Below are 21,181 nucleotides of genomic sequence, written 5' to 3'. Positions count from 1 at the left end.
TGGTTAGATGCTTCATTATCTTTGCTTAATCAAGCTAAAAAGAGATTCCAGCTTGTTCCTACAACTGTTGGTTGATCATTTCTTTCCAAGAAGTATATTTCATGTATAATTTGGTGTATGATTTTAAGGTATCACTAAACGATAGGAGTCCTAACATGAAAAAGAAAAAGATACTGGCAAGCTTCATTTTATCAGCTTTGATGGTAACAGGTGCGGCAGGCTGCAATGCACAAAAGGAGCCTGAGCAAAATCAAGGGCAGGCAGTCGACCTTTCCATTGCTGAATATAAAGAGGCGGTAACAAAATCCTATGGTCAAAACCTGTTTACTGAGAAGACAAGTGACGGGGAAAACAGCGGCGTAAAATATATGTCCTTCAAAAATGAGACTAAAAACTATTCTTTTAATTTCAATAGCAAAAAAGATCGTGTGACGTATGTCCAGTTTAATTTTGCCAAGGAAGATCAAGACAGCGATAAGGTGATGCAGATTCTTCTGCAAGAAATCGGCTATGATATTTCTGAAGCCAACCTCGCTAAGCTGAAAAAGAATTTACTTATGACCTATGATTTCAGCTGGGAAGAGGCCCTAAAAGGCAAACAGCCAGAGATAAAGGGGAAAATTAAACGGAAAGCGATCTTGGACGAGCAGTATATCCTGCAATATGCAAAATACAAAGGCGATAAAGATACCTTCGTGTTTAGCATTATTGATAAGAGCAATTTCGTGGATAAGAAAAAATAAGAAAGTGGAACATTGATCGTTGGGGGTTTTCCATGGACCATTCGTTGAACCAATCGATCCATACTGGCGCTCGAACCCTATTTTCACGCTCTCGTGGAAGCGGGAGTCTTAGCGCCAGTTAGAAGGGAATAAATGGCTGGCTGAAAGCCCTTGCGTTGCGCAAGGGCTTTGGTGTGCTTCTAACCTAACTTGGTGTTCATTGCATTTCGGATTGTTTCATATCTAGATGATAGAACATAGTCATCAAATGGGCCCTTGAAATAGGTTCTTGTGGTTTGAAAGATTCGTAGGTTGGTTCATCGCTATAGCCCTTGACGATTCCTTGGCTGAATAGCCATTTGACAGCATCTCTTTCCGATCGTTTCTTATGGGTGAATGCATCGGCTAATAGAACGGCCGCTTCCCCTCTGGTGAGAGCTGTAAACGGTTTATTTTTAACAGGGAGTTGTGCTTTAGCTGCTAAAGAATACATAGTACCCTTTGTTTGATCTTTTAAGTCGGACCCTAACGTATAGCGGAAGTAGACTTGTAGGTATTGCAATTCGGTCATTGGTTGATCGGGCTTAAGTTTCTTTTCTTCCCGATAGCCGACAATAATGCCTTTTGCTAATGCCCAGGCGAAGGCCTCTGACCAATAAAGGCCGGGTTTGTAATCACTGTATTGGTCAAGATCCACTTGAGGGGCGGCATCTATTTTTCCAGTAGTGATCCAAGTTGCTACATCTTTAATCATTTCTTCTGATACATTTCCAGGCGTCATGTACTCGGTGGCCAAATCCGGAGTTTCTGCATAGTTGCCTAATGTATGGAACATATCCTTATATGTCTTGTATTGGACGTTATTTCTTTCTTTTAAATGGTTTTTCCAGATGTCCAACTCGGTAGAAGGCACTTGGAGATCCTTGGTCCCTTGGATCAAAAGCATCGGTGTGGTTTGCTCCTTAGCAAGAGTGGAAGGGATATAGTCCCGGATATCGTACCACCAGTATGGGTCTCCAAGCATGAAGTTTTTGGGCAAATGTTCCGTCGTGTAAGATCGGTCGTTCAGCAGGTTGATTTGTTCCTTAAACTGAGTGATGGCGGTTTCCAATTGTTTCAATTGTTCAGCAGGGAGTTTATTTGCTTGGGCTCTTTTGAGTGCCTGCTCAAATTGCCATAAAAGTAAATCCTGAAATTTTTGGGCGGGTGCTGCTGCCCCGATAACCCCTTTGATATCTTTATGTTCATCGTTGGCAATAATAAGCGGAAGGGCATAGCCACCTTGGCTGTGGCCGAGGACAAAAAGCTGTTTAGCATCGATTTCAGGTTGCTCCTTCAGCAAAGCAACCGCTAGATTGGCATCAAGGACCGTCTCTTTCTGTATGCCGAAAGCAGGATCCTGTGCTGCCTTTAGATGATGGGCGTATGTCCTTTTGTCGTAACGCAGGACGGCAATTCCTCTACTTGCCAGTCCTACAGCTATATCGCGGAAAATTTTATAAGAAAACATAGATTCATCTTGATCATTAGGGCCTGATCCATGTACTAATACAACAGCTGGGAACGGTCCTTTTCCTTCAGGTATGGTCAATACAGCCGGCAATGCAAATTCTCCATCGCCGATCACCAGCGGCTTTTCTTTATACGTTTTGCTGTCATAGGTGGGCGTTTGATAGGAGTAAAGTGTACGATCGTTGGTAGTGAATAAATCATCAATCATGCCTTTGTCGTTAAATCTTATAATCAATTCGAATGGTCCGTTACCTGCAGTACATAACAGGGTAATGTTGGTATGAACGCCGTCATAATCCGTTTTGATCTTTTCGGTTTTATGTATGATTCCATAGGCGGCAGTCAATCTTTGCCACTGAACCGGCAATTGATCGACAGATACTTTTTTCTTTAAGGATTCACTAAAAAGTGCATACCCTTTTTCAAAGTTTGCTTCATGGACGGCCTGATAAAAACGGAGAGCTTTAGATTCATAATCTGGTTGTTGGGTTGCAGCCTCTGCTGCGGCTGCTTTCGTTTGAAATAAGCCCATACTTCCTGTAATAGAAGTGAATGTAAACGCTCCTGCCATGGCCCATGCTGTCATTTTTCCTTTTTTCATTAAATACCCCCTATTATTTATGTAAGGATAGTATATCATTTAAAAGGTTAATTTTTACATATGTTACAAAAAGAGTATTTACTTTTTGGTTAAAGTGGCATACATATAATCCCGCCGCCCCTTTCAAATGGATATTCTTCTATGGATTTTTCTGATAAAACATTCCCGGCTATCGCTCATATTCATTCCTAATTACACTATGTCCAGTTGATTGGAGAATAGATGATTGGTGCAATCGGTGGGCGACGAATGATCATTGCTGCTTGTTTTAATCATATTTTAAAAGGTTATAAATAAGGAGAATAGTAATTTTGGTGTTTGCTAGGAGGGAATGGGTATGCGGTACAAAAAAGGATTGTGGCTGTCGTTGGCAGTGAATATCATTTTGCTTTCAACGGCTATTTTTATATTTTTTAGGATTGGCGGCATTTCCTATGTAAAAGACCATCTGACGGCACAAAAGGAGTATCCCCCGCATGTTAAAATCAGGACAGATGCTCTTACGCTGGTTGGGAAACAACAGAAAGATATCGTCTTTTTTGGCGACAGCCATACTAATTACTTTGAGTGGGGAGAGTATATGGACTCCAATAAAGTAGCGAATCGGGGAGTAGCGAGCGATACGACAGGCAATATGCTTAAGCGGGTACATACAGTCAATCAACTCAAACCAAAGAAAGTCTTTATAATGGCAGGCATTAATGATATCCAATTGGACGTTCCGGTTGGGGATATTTTTCGTCATTACCAAGAGATCGTTAAGCGGATACGAAAGGCAAATCCTAACGTACATATCTATATCCAGAGCACGCTGCCGGTTAACCAGGCAAAATATAAAGCCCATTTCTATCATGGCAGCTATAAGCTTAATAAAGCTGTAAGATTATTAAATAATCAATTAAAAACAATGACTGGAAGCCAAGTAACATTTATTGATTTATATGCTGATTTAGCAAAGAAAGGGCAGTTGCCCCAAAAATGGACTGTCGATGGATTGCATTTGAATAAGGAAGGCTATGAAATATGGCTGGACCATTTAAAGCCATATCTGTAAAACATAAAGTGAAACTTTAATCGACGGGGGTTTTCATTCATCTCCCACCGATTTGTAGTTGAACCAATCGGATTCTCGCTGGCGTTTGATCTCACTTCTTCGTCTCACTCTTGTGTTGAATTGGGCGTCTTAGCGGCAGTTAGAATGGAAGTGAAAAAGAGGGAGCAAAGATATTAACCTAGGCAAAAAGGGTAAGAAGATGACAAACGGGTTACGATTAAAGAGAAACACAAAAAGCGATGATCAATTCATCGCTTTTTGTGTTTGCGGCTACTATAAACGGGTAGTTTATAGATAAATATGTTTAAGTGACGGCTTAGTTTAAGACTCTTGTAGCACTTGAGAATGCTGAAGGGTTATAAGAAGAAATCTTGATAACATCGCCCGTCTGAGGTGCGTGGATATATTGTCCGCCACCGATGTAAATGCCGACATGATAAGCAGGTTTGCCCATGAATACTAGGTCGCCAGGTTGTACGCTGCTAGTAGAGACTTGAGTTCCCACATTTTGTTGAGCTCTTGAAACACGTGGAAGGTTGATGCCTACCGTACGGAATACATAGCTTGTGAAACCGGAGCAGTCAAAGCCGCTTGGTGTTGTTCCGCCCCATACGTATGGGGTGCCAAGGTGCTTTTTAGCTTCCGCGATGACAGCAGCTGCACTGGCTGTGTTTACAGAGCCGACAGAGTTATTAGTCGATGGTTTTTTGCTGCTTGTATTGTTTGAATTGCTATTTTTGTCTTCATTTGAAGATTGTTGGTTTGAATGAGTATTGTTTGCAACAGGTGCAGTTGGTTCAGACACTGTTTGTGTTGTTTCCTGTGCAGTTGCTCGTGCAGCTGCGCTAGCTGCTGCTTCTTGCGCTCTGATTGCTGCTTGACGAGCCGCTTCAGCTTCTTGCTGTTTGCGCAGTTCTTCTGCACGGCGCTTCGCTTCTTCTTCAGCTTTCTTTTGGGCTTCCTGTACTTTTTTCAATTCAACTTGAATAGCTTGTTTTTGCTTTTCAATTGATTTTTTTTCTTCATTCGCTTGGATTTGCTTATTCGTGATGGAAGCCAAGTCTTTATCTAGTTCAGCTTTTTTAGCCTTTAACTCTTGATCTTTTTTCTCAAGTGTTTCTGATAATTGCTTATCGCTGTCCATAATGGTCATCACGGCATTTGTTTTTTTGAAGAAATCAGACAGGCCTTCTGAAGATAATAGAATTTCAACCACATTAGATGCAAGCGATCCGTTCGCTTGGATATTCTTAAGGCGTTCTTTAGATAATTCAAGAGTGCGTTTATATGAATCTTCTAAAACCACAATATCTTTTTTTGTTTTTTCAACGCGTGCCTGCGCTTTTTCCACTTGTTTTGTTAACTGGTCCACTTTATCGATGGATTCAATAATTTGATTGTCGTATTTTTGGATTTTTGTTTGTAACTCTTCAATTTTTTTGTTGTATGTATTTGGGTTAGCAGTTTCAATTGTAGTAGCCGGAGCTGCAAAGGTAGGAGTTACTTGAAAAAGTAGAGCAAGCGACAATCCAACTGCTGCCACTTTTTTCTTTGTCGAAGTTTGCATATCATAATTCTCCTTGTTTTTTAAAAAAGTTTTATATGTATATATACCGTTTCTTAATCCATTTACTAGTTTATTGTTATTTGATTGTAAACTCAACGAAATCTGAAGGTTGTAATGAAAACGTGTTCTATGTAACATAAATGTAATAAAACAGACTATTTTGTAATTAATTGTCTTTCCTTGTAGTTGTTTGAAAAAGGTTTTTAACGACGCTCATTAAAGAATGATGTATAGGAATATAGAAAAAGCGAGTGGGAAAATCCCGCTCGCTTTGATTACGATTGTCATAAACTTTGTTGCAGTTATTTTACATCGGCACCTAATGACGATCTAAAATGTTCTAAAGCCCATTCATGGCCAGTTGGATTAAAGCTGGCTGTTGCTTTTGAATGGATGGTTATTTTATAGCCTTTATTATAGGCGTCGACTGCGGTGTGGAGAACGCATATATCTGTGCAGACACCGACGATATGAACTTCGTTTATGGCTCTTTCCCTTAAACGGATGTCTAAGTCGGTACCCGCAAAAGCTGAATAACGGGTTTTATCCATCCAATAAATATTTTCTCCGTTTTTCAGCGCTTCCATATATATGTCATTCAACTCTCCATACAGGTCCCTTCCACGAGTTCCTTCAATATTATGTGGAGGGAATAATTTCGTTTCGGGATGGTAATGATCTGCTTTTTTATGTAGGTCGATGGCGAAAACGACATAATCTCCTTGGCTTATGAATTCCTTTGTGAGCTTGGCTATTTCAGCTTCAATCGCCTGGCCGGGCTTGCCGCAGGTCAATGCGCCGTCTTCTGCCACGAAGTCATTGGTATAATCGACGTTGATCAATGCTCTCTTCACATACTTCAACTCCCTTTATTTATTTTATAGTTCCTTCTATTATAATTCAGTATGCCGATGCTAGGGAAGTGCATTAGATGGGCTAATCATAGGATTTAAATAATATGTCCATCCTCGATGGTCCTGTAGAGTAGCAGGGAATCTTGTTTCCGGCCGTCCAGCAGCCAGAGTGTCTAGATTTTCCTTGTTTGTGGCTTCTAATAGCTTGGCGCTATAGGAACACAAATATTCCGGGTTAGTAAACAATGCTTTTCAATCGTATAAAATAAGGTTCAATAAAGTAATAATAGGAAAGAGAGAGCGTTTTTAAACCATTTTATTGTATGCGTTACCATTATTGATTTATATAGAGATGAGCGTATATTTTGCTGGTGAAAGAGAAATGGCAGTCTTGCATTTTTGGAATTTATCTGTTATTCTTAAAAAGAATTATTTTTGTTCGGTTTTAGATTGATAAGTCATAGTAGCTCGTCTATAGATTTGAGCAAGGATAGTATTAACATGTGTGGATACCACACTAGGAGGCAACAAACATGGAACAAGGTAAAGTAAAATGGTTTAATGCAGACAAAGGTTTTGGATTCATCGAACGTGAAGGCGGAGAAGATGTATTCGTACATTTCTCAGCAATCCAAAGCGAAGGCTTCAAATCTCTAGACGAAGGTCAATCAGTAACTTTCGACGTAGAAGAAGGACAACGCGGACCTCAAGCTACTAACGTAGTAAAAGCATAATTGAACGTAGGACAGATCCTTTTTAAAAGGGTCTGTTTTTTTGTGGCATGGAATTAATTGTTAAGGCACCATTCGACCGGCCGCCTGATTTGATACACATAAAGTGAAACGTTAATCGGGGGAGGTTTATTCATTCCCTATTGATTATCGGGTTCTTACTGGCGCTATCTCCCCCATATTATTTTCTTTGTCTTCACTTTCGTGTTGAAGTAGGAGCTTTAGCGCCGGTTAGAATGGGATATAAAAAAAGCTGTTCCGAGTTGGCATCTCCGGAACAGCTTTTTATATAGATTGAGTCGTTCATAGTATGCTGGATAAAAAAGTTTGTTTCCTGCTAACCGATAGCGTTGAAACAACTTTTATATACAACAAGTAAAATAAAATGGTAACGCAATTATAACATACATTCTTCACAAACTCTAATGATTTTATAGACAATGCGGAAATAGGTTCATAAAAAAAACACTTTACACCATAAAGTGAAGCTTTGGTGGGTAGGAGTTTTTAATTAACCCCCGTCTACCCATTGAACCAATTGGATTCTTATTCGAGCTGGATAGCGCATCTTGCATCCCCCTTATTATTCCAGTATCTTAAAGGTAAGAAAGAATCGCCTATAAAAAAATAAATAATTTGGAAAGTAATCATAAGTTTTTGCTTATGGAAAAGAGGGTGTATGAAACAACAGTTATATGTTTTTCAGAAAGTAGTGGAGTTGAAGAGTTTTTCAAAAGCAGCTGAAGAGCTTTTTATGTCACAGCCAGCTGTCAGCCAGTATGTACAATCTTTGGAACAAAGTTTTGGGACAAAACTGCTCGAACGGACAAATAAGGTTATTTCCCTAACAAAAGCGGGTGAAATTGTATATGCGAAAGGAAAGGAAATATTAAATTTATATAATAATATGTTTACATTGGTGGATGATCTGACAAACCAGGCCAACGGTTCTGTCACCATTGGCGCAAGCTATACATTTGGCGAATATATGTTGCCGGCTATCATTACTGAATTGAAAAAAATGTACCCGCAGATTGAACCAATTGTCCATATAGGCAATTCGAAAGACGTGATCGAGTCGGTCAAGCAGAACAGTTATGATATTGGTATTATTGAAGGCAGCCAAATAAGCCAAGGTGATTTGCATATCGAAAAGTTCGAAAAAGATACGCTTTATATAGTGGCAGCTCCGCATGTACAGCAAGAGCTTGAGGAACAGGGGCTGACTCCCTCGCTGCTCGAAAAGCAAACGTGGATTGTCCGCGAGAAAGGCTCAGGTACGAGAGAAGCGGCAGAAGCTCTGTTTCAACAGCTTCATATCCACCCCCATGATAAAATGGTATTCGGCAGTACACAGATCATTAAAGAGAGTGTCGAATCAGGGATTGGCATTGCTTTTTTATCGCAATCCTGCTTTAAAAAGGAACTTGAATTAGGTACGTTGGCAAAGATAACAGGAGAGGAATACCGCTTGGACAGGGCATTCTCCCTCGTTATTAAAGAGACGTTCCAGACAAAAGCTGTAGAAGTTATTATTGGGATGTTGAAAGAGCACGGATTAAAACAAGAGGGTTAAAAACTTCATGATAATGTTATTCGTATATAACAAAAAAGCGCAGGATTTTATCTTCTGCGCTTTTTTGCTTGCCCAAAGGAATAATCGTAAACTTGTATGGCAATTCTAAGCTGCTTGCTTGTATTTGATAGGCATCCGGGTAGAAAAATAGCTGGAGACCTGGGCGCCGATTGACAGGTTGATAATAAGGCTAAGGATAGGGGCAACGGCTCCTGCCCCGCCAAAGAATTCGAACGCCAATATGCCTGCCAATGCGGAATTGGGCAATGAAACCTGAAATAAGGCAGCTCTGGCATCCGCTTCATGCATACATGCTTTCTTGGCAATCCAATAACTGGCCGCCATCGGGATCACCGTCTGCAGTACACAGCAGAATATCAGTAAAGGGAACAACCTCATTTCCTCTGCAAAATAGCTTTGGACGCTTGCTGTCAGTGTATGGATGACCACCAATAAGGACAGCGGCGACAAAAATTTAGTCAGATATACTGTACGATGCGGCAATTGCGGAAAGAGTCTTTGCAATGCAATGCCTGCTGATAAAGGGATAATCACAATGATGGCAAACGAGCGCAACAGGCTGATGAAAGAGATGGAAATAGCTCCGGCGCCAATAGCTTTCATGGCCAAAGGAGCGATCATCGGACTGATGCCGACATCAAGCAGAGAAGAAGCGATTACCAAGGAAATATTGCCGCCTGCCAGGAATGTATAAAGAGTAGCGGCAGTTGCGCTTGGCACCGCTCCGGTCAAAATGACACCAGCAGCTATTGCAGGATAAGATTTAAAAAAGACTAGGGCAAGGATGATGCCAGTCAGCACAGGTATTGTCCATTTCGCCAATACAGTGATCAGCCATTCTTTTTTCTTGTGACGGATTTCCTTTATAGCAGAGGTATCCATGGATAACCCCGTGAAGAAAATGACGAATCCAAGAAATAGGCTGGGAACCCAGGTGCCGGTCTCCCAGACATAAGGAGAAAAATACGTTAGTACCGCAACGACGGGAATCAGGGAACTGAGATACTTGGAAAAAAAATCGGCTAATGTCCGCATGTATTCTCTCCTTTCAATTGTTTTAAGTCTTATTATTCAGAAAAAATAATGGAAATCAAGAAGAAATTGGAAAAATGATAACATTTTTTATTTTTTTCAAGAAGTTAGATGCATCAATTATGTAAGCGTATACAAAAAATCTAATTATACTGAATTATCAAATAATTATAAAAATAGCTATTGACGCCTACCTCTAAACGGCGTAATATAAGCGACAAATAAAGAACATTTTAAATTTTCAAATAAATAAACCAAAGCATTGAAGAGGACAATTAGCCTTGTGGACAGACGGAACAGAGAGCCGGCGGTGGTGGAAACCGGTACGTGCTGCACAAAAGCGAACTCACCTCTGAGCTTCAGCTTGAAACATACTGTAGTAAAGCTGAACGGGTGTCACCAGCACCCGTTACCAAAACAATTAGTGCGTACAACGTGTACGAATAAGGGTGGTACCGTGGAATGGCTTTTTAAGCCCCTTCACCCCTTAGCCTATTTAGCAGATTGGCGTATGGAGGTGTAGGGGCTTTTTATGTTTTCTAAAAAAGCTATAAAAACGAATGCGGTAAGGCAGGGCAAGCGTGGCGGGATGGCAGAAAAATAGAAAAATAGTGTGGGAGGTAAGAAGAATGACACAAGAAACAGCGATGCCTTTGGAAACCAGGGCAGCGGCGGAAAAAACGGGTGCGGGTTATCTCTTGGATGCCTTGAAAAAACAGCAGGTCGACCTGATATTCGGCTATCCGGGAGGAGCGGTTCTTCCCATTTATGATGTCCTGTATGATGCAGGCATTGTCCATATTTTGACACGCCATGAACAGGGAGCCATCCATGCAGCTGAAGGGTACGCCAGAATTACCGGTAAACCGGGCGTTGTCGTAGCCACCTCCGGCCCGGGAGCTACCAATATTGTAACAGGGCTCGCTGATGCCATGATCGATTCGCTGCCTTTAGTGGTCATCACCGGACAGGTGGCAACAGGCGTTATCGGGACGGATGCCTTTCAGGAAGCGGATGTGTTGGGCATTACGACACCGATTACCAAACATAACTATCAGATCAGACGAGTGGAAGATATACCGAGGATTCTCAAAGAAGCATTCCATATCGCTTCTACTGGCAGACCGGGGCCCGTTCTCATCGATTTTCCGAAAAATATGGCAACACTTTCCGGAGAGTGCGAAGAGGATCCCGAAATGCACTTGCCAGGCTATCAACCAACGTTCAAACCGAATGTGTTACAGATCCGGAAGTTGGTAGAAGCCGTTTCGGCAGCAAAGAAGCCTGTCATTCTCGCCGGGGCAGGCGTCCTCCATGCTAAAGCTTCCGCAGAACTTTTGGCATATGCGGAGCAGCAAGGTTTGCCGGTAATCCATACCCTTCTCGGTTTAGGAGGATTTCCTGCCAATCATCCGCAATTTGTAGGAATGGCCGGCATGCATGGCGAATATGCCGCCAATATGGCGTTATCCGAATGCGATCTATTGATTTCGATCGGAGCACGATTTGACGACAGGGTGACAGGCAATCTCAAAACCTTTGCCCCTTATGCAACGGTTGCCCATATTGACATCGATCCGGCGGAAATCGGCAAAAATGTGCCGACGGCCATCCCTGTGGTTGGGGATGCCAAGGCGGCATTGGTAAGCCTCCTTGCACAAAATGGAGAAAAAGCCAACTTAAAAGAGTGGATGTCCACCATTGCAAGCTGGAAAAATATCTATCCTCTCCACTATGAACACGGTCATAATGACAGATTGAAACCCCAGAAAGTCATTCAATTGCTTCATGAATGCACAGAAGGCGAAGCGATTGTCGTGACAGACGTTGGACAGCATCAAATGTGGGCCGCCCAATATTACAGTTTCAATGATCCTCATGCCTGGGTAACCTCCGGCGGTTTAGGGACGATGGGCTTTTGCCTGCCGGCGGCCATCGGTGCCCAGTTGGCAGCAACTGATAAACAGGTTATTGCCATTGCGGGGGATGGGGGATTTCAAATGACGTCACAAGAATTGGGTGTGATCGCGGAGATGAAATTGCCTATCAAGATCGTCATTATCAATAATCAGGCATTGGGGATGGTCCGGCAATGGCAGGAGATTTTCTACAAAGAGAGATACTCCCACAGCTTATTGACCAGCCAGCCCTCCTTCGTCAAATTAGCAGATGCCTATGGAATTAAAGGATACCAGGCATCCACAGTTGCTGAAGCAAGGGAAGTTTTAAAGGAAGCTTTCTCATCCAATGAACCGGTGCTGGTTGATATGCGCGTTGAGCCAATGGAAAATGTCTATCCGATGGTCGCCCCTGGCAAAGGGCTCCACGAAATGGAGGGATTATAGCATGAAAGGCATCATAACGCTGACGGTCATGAATAGGCCGGGCGTACTGAATAGGATTACAAATCTGTTCTCAAGCCGTAACTACAATATTGAAAGTATAACTGTCGGGCATTCGGAGCAGGAAGGGATTTCTCGTATGACCGTAGTTGTCAATGTTGAGAATGAGAGTGTCCTGGAACAAATAACAAAGCAGCTCAATAAACAAATCGATGTAATCAAGGTCACTGAAATGACGAATCAATCATTTGTAGCAAGGGAACTAGCGCTGATTAAAGTGGCGGTCACTCCACAGAGCCGAGGTGAAATTTATTCACTGGTGGAACCATTTCGGGCATCTGTCATCGACATCAGCAAAGACAGCCTGGTCATCCAAATAACAGGTGAATCCGATAAAGTAGAAGCTTTTATAGAATTATTGAAACCATATGGCATAAAAGAACTGGCAAGGACGGGAACGACCGCTTTTCCAAGAGGCATGCAAAAAAATGCGAATACTGCAACCACATTATCCATTGTCTGACACGTTGTGTTCCATAATCAATTAAAAACCAAAAAAAGGGAGTTTGATGAAAAATGGCAGCTAAAATGTACTATAACGGTGACGCGAATCAAGGGTATTTACAAGGAAAGCAAGTGGCAATCGTGGGGTATGGATCTCAGGGCCATGCGCATGCGCAAAATCTACGGGATAGCGGAGTCCGTGTAGTGATTGGGATTCGTGAGGGAAAATCATGGAATAAAGCGCAACAGGATGGCTTTGAAGTCTACACGGTGAGTGAAGCGGTCGAAAAATCGGATGTGATTATGGTTCTTCTGCCTGATGAAATGCAGCCTAAAGTGTATCAGGAAGAAATTGAGCCGGGTCTTACAACTGGCAAAGCATTAATGTTTGCCCACGGTTTTAATATTCATTTCTCTCAAATCGTTCCTCCAAGCGATGTAGATGTGCTGTTGGTAGCGCCTAAAGGACCGGGGCATCTTGTACGCAGAACCTATGAACAAGATGCAGGCGTGCCCGCTTTATTCGCCATCCACCAGGATGTAACAGGCGAAGCGCGCGAACTTGCTTTATCTTATGCATATGGCATTGGAGCGTTGCGTGCCGGTGCGTTGGAAACAACATTTAAGGAAGAAACTGAAACAGACTTATTCGGTGAACAAGCGGTGCTATGCGGCGGCTTGACCTCTCTTGTAAAAGCCGGATTCGAAACGTTGACTGAAGCTGGCTACCAGCCTGAGCTCGCCTATTTTGAATGTCTCCATGAATTGAAGCTGATTGTGGACCTTATGTATGAAGGCGGACTGGCAAACATGAGATACAGCATTTCCGATACAGCGCAGTGGGGTGACTTTGTATCAGGTCCGCGCGTGATCACGGAATCGGTAAAAGCTGAAATGAAACATGTATTGAAGGATATTCAGGAAGGACGTTTCGCAAAAGGCTGGATCCTGGAAAATCAGGCTAACCGTCCGGAATTCAATGCAATCAATCGCCGCGAGAATGAACATCCGATCGAACAAGTGGGGCGTGAATTGCGCAAAATGATGCCATTTGTCCAACAATCCCAGAAAAAGAAAGAGGTGGTCGGCGTTGCGCAAGATTAATATATTCGATACTACTTTGCGGGATGGGGAGCAATCGCCTGGCGTGAATCTTAATTTCTCCGAGAAAATAGAGATCGCCAAACAGCTCGAGAGATTAGGCGTAGATATTATTGAAGCTGGTTTCCCTGCAGCTTCTCCTGGCGATGCCGCTTCTGTAAAGGAAATAGCACGCATTGTAAAGGGAGCATCCGTGACAGGCCTGGCCCGTTGCGTCACTAAAGATATTGATGCAGCCTGGGATGCCTTGAAAGCAAGTGCGGAGCCGAGAATCCATGTTTTTCTTGCGACTTCCCCTATACATAGGGATTATAAACTGAAACTGAGCAAAGAAGAGGTGGTCGAGCAGGCCGTTCAATGTGTCAAATATGCGGCAGCGCGCTTCCCGGTTGTTCAATGGTCGGCTGAAGATGCCTGCCGAACGGAACTTGACTACCTTGCTGAAATCGTTGAAAAAGTGATTGCCGCCGGAGCGAAGATTATCAATATCCCAGATACGGTCGGTTACATTACGCCAAAGGAATATGGCGATGTCTTCCGCTATCTGCGTGAGCATGTACCTTCCATCGATCAAGTGCAGCTATCCACGCATTGCCATGATGATCTCGGAATGGCCACAGCGAATTCGCTGGCAGGAATAGATGCCGGTGCGTCCCAAGTGGAAGGGGCATTCAATGGAATCGGTGAAAGAGCCGGCAATGCCGCTCTTGAAGAGATAATCCTTGCCCTCTATACAAGAAAGGACCACTACCAAGCATATACCGATATAGCTCTTCAGGAGATTAAGCGCAGCAGTGATTTGATCAGTAAGCTGACAGGGATGTTTGTGCCTGCCAATAAAGCAGTTGTTGGCAACAACGCTTATGCGCATGAATCCGGAATCCATCAGGATGGCGTACTGAAAGAAAAGACCACATACGAAATTATCTCACCGGAATTAGTAGGCTTTACCCTGAATAATATGGTGCTCGGCAAGCATTCTGGACGCCATGCATTCAAAACGAGGCTGGAAGAGCTCGGCCTGCAGGTGGGCAATGAAGAAATGAATAAATTATTCGTCACTTTTAAAGAGTTGGCTGATAAAAAGAAAGAAATGACCGATGAAGATTTGGTTGCCCTGGTACTGGAGGAACGATCCGCGCATGACGGCACGTTTTTCGACTTGGTTTCCCTTCAAGTACAATATGGAACGAATCAGGTGCCTACGGCTACTGTTACATTATCGGGAAGCAATAACGAAATTATCCAGGAAGCGGGCACTGGTGCCGGCAGCATTGAAGCTTTATACAACACCCTCCAAAAGTCCATCGAAGGAGAGGTCAATCTCCTCGATTACCGTATCCAATCGGTGGGCGCCGGCCGTGATGCCTTGGCCCAGGTATATGTGAAAATGAACTACGGCGGCATGGAAACTAGCGGGCGCGGGTTGGCCCAGGACGTGCTGGAGGCTTCAGCAAAAGCGTATCTGAACGCGATCAACAGAGTTATTTATTTGGACAGCAAACGTACAGTCACTTCCTAAAAAATCGAAAAAAGGAGATGTTCCGTATGAAAAAAGTGATAACTGTATTGCCCGGTGACGGAATTGGTAAAGAAGTGACGAAGGGGGCTGTTGAGGTCCTCGAAGCGGTTGCGCAAAGATACGGACATTCCTTTCGGTTTGAATATGGCCTGATCGGCGGAACAGCCATCGATAAAACCGGTTCGCCGTTGCCGGAAGAAACATTGGAAATGTGCCGCAGAAACGATGCAGTTCTTCTCGGAGCGGTAGGAGGCCCTAAATGGGATAAAAATCCTTCCTATTTAAAACCGGAAACGGGGTTATTAAGAATAAGGAAAGAACTGAACCTATATGCCAATCTTCGGCCAATCTCTTTACACAGTAGTTTGGCAGAAGCATCGCCTTTAAAGCCGAATATTATTGAAGGCGTCGATTTGTTGATCGTCCGGGAATTAACTGGGGGGCTGTATTTCGGAAAACCGAGCGAGCGTGTGAGCCAAGGCGGCAAAGAAGCCGTAGTGGATACTCTTTTTTATAAGAGAGAGGAAATGAAGGCCATCTTACAACTTGCTTTTAAGCTGGCAAGAAAGCGGCGGGGCAAGGTGACTTCTGTCGACAAAGCGAATGTATTGGCATCAAGTAAGCTGTGGAGGGAAGTGGCCGTTGAGGTGAGTGGGCAATATCCGGATGTCGAATTGGAACATATGCTGGTTGATAATGCAGCCATGCAACTGGTCAGATGTCCGCGGCAATTCGATGTGCTTGTTACGGAAAATATGTTTGGCGATATTTTGAGCGATGAGGCATCTGTCCTGACGGGATCGCTTGGGATGCTGCCATCAGCAAGCTTGTCGGAGAGCAGCTTGCATCTGTACGAACCAATCCACGGGTCTGCGCCGGATATAGCAGGCAAAAACTGCGCGAATCCGTTAGCGGCTATTCTGTCTGCCGCTTCGATGCTTCGCTTATCTTTCGGTATGGATGAAGAAGCGGAGGCGGTTGAAAAAGCCGTGCAGGAAGTCTTGGACCTCGGTTACCGGACGGGTGATATTGCTACTGAAGGATCAAGGATCATGGGGACTAAAGAAATGGTACACGAAGTGAAGGCGGCTATTTTGGATAATGAAGCGATTGCCCATATCATGAGTGCGTATGCGTAAACCTAAGAATAACAAAAAGAGAAGACACGCAGGATTTAAGGGCGTGTCTTTTTATGGACGGTAATGGAAGAAAGGGGAGGAGAATGATGGGAAAATCTATTATAGAGAAGATTTGGGAAAATCATATCGTGAGCGAGGAAGAAGGAAAGCCGGATTTATTATATATCGATATGCATTATATACATGAAGTAACATCTCCGCAGGCATTTGAAGGAATACGTTTGAAGGGCCGGACGGTAAGGAGGCCTGAGCGGACTTTTGCGACAATGGACCATAATGTCCCTACTCTTAATAAGCATCAAATCCATGACGAGACCGCAAAGAAACAGCTGTCGGCCTTAGCGGAAAATTGCCGCCAATTTGGAATTTCGCTTGCCGATTTAGATAGCCCTGAACAAGGCATCGTCCACGTGATCGGACCGGAACTGGGAATTACCCAACCCGGGATGACGATCGTTTGCGGGGATAGCCATACATCAACCCACGGAGCATTCGGCGCATTGGCGTTCGGCATTGGCACCAGTGAAGTGGAACATGTCCTAGTGACACAATCGTTATGGCAGACAAGGCCGAAAACAATGAAGCTCGAAGTGAATGGAAAGTTAGGCAGAGGTGTAACGGCTAAAGATGTCATTTTATTTATTATTTCCAAATACGGGGTTAATTTCGGAACAGGCCACATCATTGAGTATTGCGGAGAAGTATTCGAGCAAATGTCGATGGAAGAGCGGATGACGGTCTGCAACATGTCGATAGAGGGCGGGGCAAGAGCAGGGCTGATTGCACCGGATGAGGTGACTTTTGCCTATTTAAAAGGGCGAAAATACGCTCCATCTGGAGAGAAATTTGATCGAGCGGCCGATGAATGGTTGCGCTTGAGAAGTGACGAAGATGCCGTTTATGATGCTTATCTTCAGATAAATGGGGAAGAAATCGCTCCGATGGTAAGCTGGGGGACGAATCCCGGCATGTGCAGCGCCGTCACAGAGCGCGTACCGATGCTTGCCGCCCAGCCATCGGAGGCAAAGCGTGCTGAGCTTGGCAGAGCACTTGCCTACATGGGCTTAGAAGAAGGAAAACCGATTACTTCCATCCCGGTCCAGCATGTTTTTATAGGTTCCTGTACCAACTCTCGCATTGAGGATTTACGGGCAGCTTCTGCAATCGTCAAGGGAAAGCGAGTGAAAGATGGTGTGCGGGCGATGGTAGTCCCGGGCTCGCAACAGGTCAAGAAACAAGCTGAAGAAGAAGGACTGGCCGCTATTTTTTTAGAAGCAGGGTTTGAATGGCGTGAAGCAGGTTGTTCAATGTGTTTAAGTATGAATCCGGATACAGTGCCGCCAGGTGAGCATTGCGCCTCGACATCCAACCGAAACTTTGAAGGGCGGCAGGGCCATGGGGCGCGCACTCATTTAGTCAGCCCCCAAATGGCAGCAGCAGCGGCTCTTCATGGATCATTTGTGGATATCCGCACAATCGGGGAAGAAGCGGAACAACTCGTATAAAATCAGAGGAGGAATCAGAATGGAGCCGATCACAACATTTGAAGGAAAAGCGGCAGTATTGGACCGTGCCAATGTAGACACTGATCAAATTATCCCAAAGCAATTTTTAAAAAGAATTGAAAGGACAGGGTTCGGCCAATTTTTATTCTATCATTGGATGTACAATGATGACGGCACAAAAAATATAGATTTCGAATTGAACCAGCCACAAGCAAAGGGAGCAAGCATTCTGATTGCAGGAGATAATTTTGGCTGCGGATCTTCGCGCGAACATGCGCCTTGGTCCTTATCCGACTATGGGTTTAAGGCCGTTATCTCATCCTCTTTTGCTGATATTTTTTATCAAAATTGCTTAAAGAATGGATTGCTACCAATAAGGATCGAGGCAGGAGAATTGGAACAGCTCAAGAATAATGCTCAATCAGCGGGTGAGTACAGGTTGTCGATTGACTTGCCTAATCAAAGGATCCAGGACGTTGCAGGGTTTCGGGCACCATTCGATATCCACCCCTATTGGAAGAGGATGCTGGAAATGGGATGGGATGAAATCTCAATTACCATGCAATATGAAGAAAAAATTACACAATATGAAACGTTTGCGCATACAGGTGTAACGGCTTGATGGCAAAGGGGCATCTTCTCATGGATGCCTCTCTTTTTGTTTCCGGGCAGAAAAAGAGACTTCAAAGAAGAGGCAATAGCCTATGGTCGGGATTTTCAACAGAAAGGTTTGAAAGGGCTGTTTTGTGTTAACAAATAGAACATGATACACTGATAGATAAATTTAGGAATGCCGAAGGTGAATGATAGATATGGATAAAAAGAAAGGTAGAGGCAAGGTCATTCCGTTCCCTGGGCTTGAGAGAAAATTGATCGATAGAGGCATGGAAGCCATTGCGGATAAGCGGTTCGAGGAAGCTTCAACTCTATTAATCCAAGCGCTTGAGATGGATGAGGAAGACTATAACGCAAGATTCGGCCTTATTTTGGCTTTTGTTGAGTTGGGACGATATAAGGAAGCCAAACAGCATTGCAAGTTTATCCTGCATAAAGGGCTGGGAGATTATCTGAAGACCATTGAGATGTATATCATGATCTTGATTCAATTGCATGAATACGACGAAATGGAATCACTCATTTCTGCTCTTCTGGATGAAAGGCAAATCCCCTTTGACAAAGAAGAGCATTTTAACAGCTTGCTTGAGTTCAGCAGAAAGATGGCCGGCCACGCGGAGTCTGGCGAATTGGAGGAAGAAGCGGAGGAAGCGGAGGAAGAATGGCTTCTGGATGTGCCGTTTCCGGAACAAATGCTTATTATTCAGCGATGGAAAGAGCAGAATATCCGCAAGCACATTCCGGCCATCAGGGCCTACTTGCAGGCGGAAGAAGGCCATCCATTTATAAAAACAGTGCTTTTATCCTTATTAAAGGAACAGGAAGTACAAGAAGAATTTGTCGTACATAAATTTTCCGAAGAAGAAACATATATCCCATCGGCCTTAGAGGATATACAGGAACGGCCTTTCTTTAAGCATGTGTCGGCCCGGATCGAAAACGTTTTGGGAAGCGAAGACCCGTCACTTGCCCAATTGGCCTGCCAACTGTTGGAGAGGCAGCAATTCATCTTATATCCAATGGAGCCTAAAGGATCTTTCGGGGATTATGCAGCCGCCTATCACATTATGGCGCGAATCTATTTCGGCAAAGAAGCGGCCACAGCCAAAATCGCTGCTCTTTATGGGTGTGGAACAGTTGAAGTGGAAAGCGCTCTGCAGTTTATCGAGAAGATAGAAGAAATTTCTTCTGTATAATATTTTAAGGTTAAGCTGTTGAAAGAAAGACAAGCTGTGATATAATGTAATGGTTGTAATAGGATAGTTACAAATAATACCACCATTCAGTTTTGAGACGGAATGGTATATTGAGATGGCTTAATAAGTTGGCAATCTCGCACGAAAATATTGTAAAATAATTATTAAATAGATGTTTTGGAGGGAAACTCATGTCTGCAAAATGGGAAAAATTAGAAGGGAACCGTGGGGTTCTAACTGTAGAAGTAGAAGCTGATGCAGTGAATAAAGGCTTAGACGCTGCTTTCAATAAGGTTGTAAAACAAATTAACGTACCTGGCTTCCGTAAAGGTAAAATGCCTCGTCAATTGTTCGAAAAACGTTTTGGCGTTGAAGCATTATATCAAGATGCTTTAGACTACATTCTTCCAGAAGCTTATGCTTCAGCTGTTGAAGAAGCTGGCATCGAACCTGTTGACCGTCCTGAAATCGATGTAGAAAACATGGAAAAAGGACAACCTCTTGTATTCAAAGCGACTGTCACTGTTAAACCTGAAGTGAAATTGGGCGAATACAAAGGCCTTGAAGTGGAAGCAGTAGATACAGAAGTGACTGAAGAAGACGTGAACAATGAATTGGCTAAAATGCAAGAGCGTTTTGCTGAGCTAGTAGTAAAAGAAGAAGGAAAAGCTGAAAATGGCGACACTGTTGTCATTGATTTCGAAGGATTCGTTGACGGCGAAGCTTTTGAAGGCGGAAAAGCTGAAAACTACTCATTAGAGCTAGGTTCTAACTCTTTCATCCCTGGTTTCGAAGACCAATTGGTTGGCCTTGAAGCAGGTCAAGAAAAAGATGTTGAGCTTTCATTCCCAGAAGAGTACCATGCTGCAGAACTTGCTGGAAAACCTGCTGTATTCAAAGTGAAAATCCATGAAATCAAAACAAAAGAACTTCCAGAACTTGATGATGAATTTGCAAAAGATGCAGATGAAGAAGTGGAAACACTTGCTGAATTGAAAGAAAAAACAAAGAAAAATCTTGAACACAGCAAAAAGCATGAAGCTGAGCACGCTGTTCGTGACACAGTTGTAGAAAAAGCTACTGAAAATGCTGAAATCGAAATTCCTGAAGTAATGATCGAAACAGAAGTAGATCGTATGGTTCAAGAATTCGAACAACGCCTGTCTATGCAAGGTATGAATTTGGATCTTTATTACCAATTCTCAGGCCAAGACGAAGCTGCACTTAAAGGGCAAATGAAAGAAGATGCTGAAAAGCGTGTTCGTGCAAACCTTGTTCTTGAAGCAATCGTTAAAGCTGAAAACATCGAAGTGACAGAAGAAGAAGTGAATGAAGAAATCCAAAAAATGGCTGACATGTATAACATGGAAGTAGAAGCTATTAAACAAGCCCTTGGCAGCCTTGAAGGCGTTAAAGGCGACTTAAGTGTCCGCAAAGCAGTTGACTTCTTAGTAGACAACAGCAAACAAGCTTAAGGTAATCTGTTCATAAAATCAGAATCAAATCAAACAAGGCACGATTTATCGTGCCTTGTTTTATCATAATCTGCACTTTTTTTAATGCAGGCTAGAATTAAGACTTTTTTGC

At 43.3% G+C, this 21,181-nt stretch carries 17 protein-coding genes and 1 other annotated feature; of the genes, 13 read left to right on the top strand and 4 right to left on the bottom strand.

Translation table 11 applies throughout. From position 1 onward, the window contains the following. Positions 1–155 precede the first annotated feature (155 nt). A complete protein-coding gene (locus tag BN1765_RS15410; protein ID WP_050615974.1) occupies positions 156–743 on the top strand; it encodes a hypothetical protein in 588 nt (195 codons plus the stop codon). Positions 744–939: 196 nt separating this feature from the next. Here the strand turns inward: BN1765_RS15410 and BN1765_RS15405 are convergent, their stop codons facing one another. Then, positions 940–2,835 carry an alpha/beta fold hydrolase gene (locus BN1765_RS15405; RefSeq protein WP_050615973.1) on the bottom strand — a complete coding sequence of 632 codons (1,896 nt, stop codon included), beginning with the start codon at positions 2,833–2,835 and terminating at the stop codon, positions 940–942. Positions 2,836–3,172: 337 nt separating this feature from the next. Between BN1765_RS15405 and BN1765_RS15400 the strand changes: the two genes are divergently transcribed. Next, positions 3,173–3,889, top strand: a complete 717-nt coding sequence (locus BN1765_RS15400; protein ID WP_050615972.1) for a GDSL-type esterase/lipase family protein — start codon at positions 3,173–3,175, stop codon at positions 3,887–3,889. A 316-nt stretch (positions 3,890–4,205) separates the two neighbouring features. Here the strand turns inward: BN1765_RS15400 and BN1765_RS15395 are convergent, their stop codons facing one another. Together BN1765_RS15395 and BN1765_RS15390 are read right to left on the bottom strand one after the other, a co-directional pair. Next, positions 4,206–5,456 carry a C40 family peptidase gene (locus tag BN1765_RS15395; protein ID WP_050615971.1) on the bottom strand — a complete coding sequence of 417 codons (1,251 nt, stop codon included), beginning with the start codon at positions 5,454–5,456 and terminating at the stop codon, positions 4,206–4,208. 302 nt (positions 5,457–5,758) lie between these two features. Then, complete coding sequence (locus tag BN1765_RS15390) at positions 5,759–6,310, bottom strand: cysteine hydrolase family protein (protein ID WP_050615970.1); 552 nt, start codon at positions 6,308–6,310, stop codon at positions 5,759–5,761. Positions 6,311–6,843: 533 nt separating this feature from the next. Here BN1765_RS15390 and BN1765_RS15385 point away from each other — a divergent pair. Together BN1765_RS15385 and BN1765_RS15380 are read left to right on the top strand one after the other, a co-directional pair. Beyond that, on the top strand, positions 6,844–7,044 hold the full coding sequence (locus BN1765_RS15385; protein ID WP_050615969.1) for a cold-shock protein: 201 nt from the start codon (positions 6,844–6,846) through the stop codon (positions 7,042–7,044). Positions 7,045–7,720: 676 nt separating this feature from the next. Next, positions 7,721–8,617, top strand: a complete 897-nt coding sequence (locus BN1765_RS15380) for a LysR family transcriptional regulator (RefSeq protein WP_050615968.1) — start codon at positions 7,721–7,723, stop codon at positions 8,615–8,617. 105 nt (positions 8,618–8,722) lie between these two features. Here the strand turns inward: BN1765_RS15380 and BN1765_RS15375 are convergent, their stop codons facing one another. After that, positions 8,723–9,673 carry a bile acid:sodium symporter family protein gene (locus BN1765_RS15375; RefSeq protein ID WP_050615967.1) on the bottom strand — a complete coding sequence of 317 codons (951 nt, stop codon included), beginning with the start codon at positions 9,671–9,673 and terminating at the stop codon, positions 8,723–8,725. A gap of 250 nt (positions 9,674–9,923) precedes the next feature. Next, positions 9,924–10,161 (top strand) — a binding site (T-box leader). 138 nt (positions 10,162–10,299) lie between these two features. On the opposite strand from BN1765_RS15375, the gene ilvB reads away from it, so the two are divergent. From ilvB to tig, 9 genes are all read left to right on the top strand, one after another. After that, a complete protein-coding gene (ilvB, locus tag BN1765_RS15370) occupies positions 10,300–12,015 on the top strand; it encodes an acetolactate synthase large subunit (RefSeq protein ID WP_050615966.1) in 1,716 nt (571 codons plus the stop codon). A gap of 1 nt (position 12,016) precedes the next feature. Continuing rightward, positions 12,017–12,535 (top strand): acetolactate synthase small subunit, encoded by a 519-nt coding sequence (ilvN, locus tag BN1765_RS15365; RefSeq protein ID WP_050615965.1) that lies wholly within the window; start codon positions 12,017–12,019, stop codon positions 12,533–12,535. Positions 12,536–12,588: 53 nt separating this feature from the next. Next, positions 12,589–13,620 carry a ketol-acid reductoisomerase gene (gene ilvC / locus BN1765_RS15360; RefSeq protein WP_050615964.1) on the top strand — a complete coding sequence of 344 codons (1,032 nt, stop codon included), beginning with the start codon at positions 12,589–12,591 and terminating at the stop codon, positions 13,618–13,620. Then, a complete protein-coding gene (locus tag BN1765_RS15355) occupies positions 13,607–15,139 on the top strand; it encodes a 2-isopropylmalate synthase (protein ID WP_050615963.1) in 1,533 nt (510 codons plus the stop codon). The genes ilvC and BN1765_RS15355 overlap by 14 nt, the downstream gene beginning before the upstream one ends. A 26-nt stretch (positions 15,140–15,165) precedes the next feature. Continuing rightward, positions 15,166–16,278 carry a 3-isopropylmalate dehydrogenase gene (leuB, locus tag BN1765_RS15350; protein ID WP_050615962.1) on the top strand — a complete coding sequence of 371 codons (1,113 nt, stop codon included), beginning with the start codon at positions 15,166–15,168 and terminating at the stop codon, positions 16,276–16,278. Positions 16,279–16,361: 83 nt separating this feature from the next. Beyond that, positions 16,362–17,783, top strand: a complete 1,422-nt coding sequence (gene leuC / locus BN1765_RS15345; protein ID WP_050615961.1) for a 3-isopropylmalate dehydratase large subunit — start codon at positions 16,362–16,364, stop codon at positions 17,781–17,783. A 19-nt stretch (positions 17,784–17,802) separates the two neighbouring features. Continuing rightward, complete coding sequence (leuD, locus tag BN1765_RS15340; RefSeq protein ID WP_050615960.1) at positions 17,803–18,405, top strand: 3-isopropylmalate dehydratase small subunit; 603 nt, start codon at positions 17,803–17,805, stop codon at positions 18,403–18,405. 190 nt (positions 18,406–18,595) lie between these two features. Continuing rightward, complete coding sequence (locus tag BN1765_RS15335) at positions 18,596–19,594, top strand: tetratricopeptide repeat protein (RefSeq protein WP_050615959.1); 999 nt, start codon at positions 18,596–18,598, stop codon at positions 19,592–19,594. Between the two features lie 191 nt (positions 19,595–19,785). Beyond that, complete coding sequence (gene tig / locus BN1765_RS15330; RefSeq protein ID WP_050615958.1) at positions 19,786–21,069, top strand: trigger factor; 1,284 nt, start codon at positions 19,786–19,788, stop codon at positions 21,067–21,069. The last annotated feature ends 112 nt before the right edge of the window (positions 21,070–21,181 follow it).

The sequence above is a fragment of the Bacillus testis genome (assembly GCF_001243895.1).
Taxonomy (GTDB): domain Bacteria; phylum Bacillota; class Bacilli; order Bacillales; family DSM-1321; genus Bacillus_AD; species Bacillus_AD testis.
This window is presented reverse-complemented; position numbering and strand designations above follow the sequence as displayed.

Excerpts from the sequence above, each read along its gene's own strand:
- BN1765_RS15410 (WP_050615974.1), top strand. The coding sequence starts at position 156 with ATGAAAAAGAAAAAGATACTGGCAAGCTTCATTTTATCAGCTTTGATG.
- BN1765_RS15405 (WP_050615973.1), bottom strand. The coding sequence starts at position 2,835 with ATGAAAAAAGGAAAAATGACAGCATGGGCCATGGCAGGAGCGTTTACA.
- BN1765_RS15400 (WP_050615972.1), top strand. The coding sequence starts at position 3,173 with ATGCGGTACAAAAAAGGATTGTGGCTGTCGTTGGCAGTGAATATCATT.
- BN1765_RS15395 (WP_050615971.1), bottom strand. The coding sequence starts at position 5,456 with ATGCAAACTTCGACAAAGAAAAAAGTGGCAGCAGTTGGATTGTCGCTT.
- BN1765_RS15385 (WP_050615969.1), top strand. The coding sequence starts at position 6,844 with ATGGAACAAGGTAAAGTAAAATGGTTTAATGCAGACAAAGGTTTTGGA.
- BN1765_RS15380 (WP_050615968.1), top strand. The coding sequence starts at position 7,721 with ATGAAACAACAGTTATATGTTTTTCAGAAAGTAGTGGAGTTGAAGAGT.
- BN1765_RS15375 (WP_050615967.1), bottom strand. The coding sequence starts at position 9,673 with ATGCGGACATTAGCCGATTTTTTTTCCAAGTATCTCAGTTCCCTGATT.
- ilvB (WP_050615966.1), top strand. The coding sequence starts at position 10,300 with ATGACACAAGAAACAGCGATGCCTTTGGAAACCAGGGCAGCGGCGGAA.
- ilvN (WP_050615965.1), top strand. The coding sequence starts at position 12,017 with ATGAAAGGCATCATAACGCTGACGGTCATGAATAGGCCGGGCGTACTG.
- ilvC (WP_050615964.1), top strand. The coding sequence starts at position 12,589 with ATGGCAGCTAAAATGTACTATAACGGTGACGCGAATCAAGGGTATTTA.
- leuB (WP_050615962.1), top strand. The coding sequence starts at position 15,166 with ATGAAAAAAGTGATAACTGTATTGCCCGGTGACGGAATTGGTAAAGAA.
- leuC (WP_050615961.1), top strand. The coding sequence starts at position 16,362 with ATGATGGGAAAATCTATTATAGAGAAGATTTGGGAAAATCATATCGTG.
- leuD (WP_050615960.1), top strand. The coding sequence starts at position 17,803 with ATGGAGCCGATCACAACATTTGAAGGAAAAGCGGCAGTATTGGACCGT.
- BN1765_RS15335 (WP_050615959.1), top strand. The coding sequence starts at position 18,596 with ATGGATAAAAAGAAAGGTAGAGGCAAGGTCATTCCGTTCCCTGGGCTT.
- tig (WP_050615958.1), top strand. The coding sequence starts at position 19,786 with ATGTCTGCAAAATGGGAAAAATTAGAAGGGAACCGTGGGGTTCTAACT.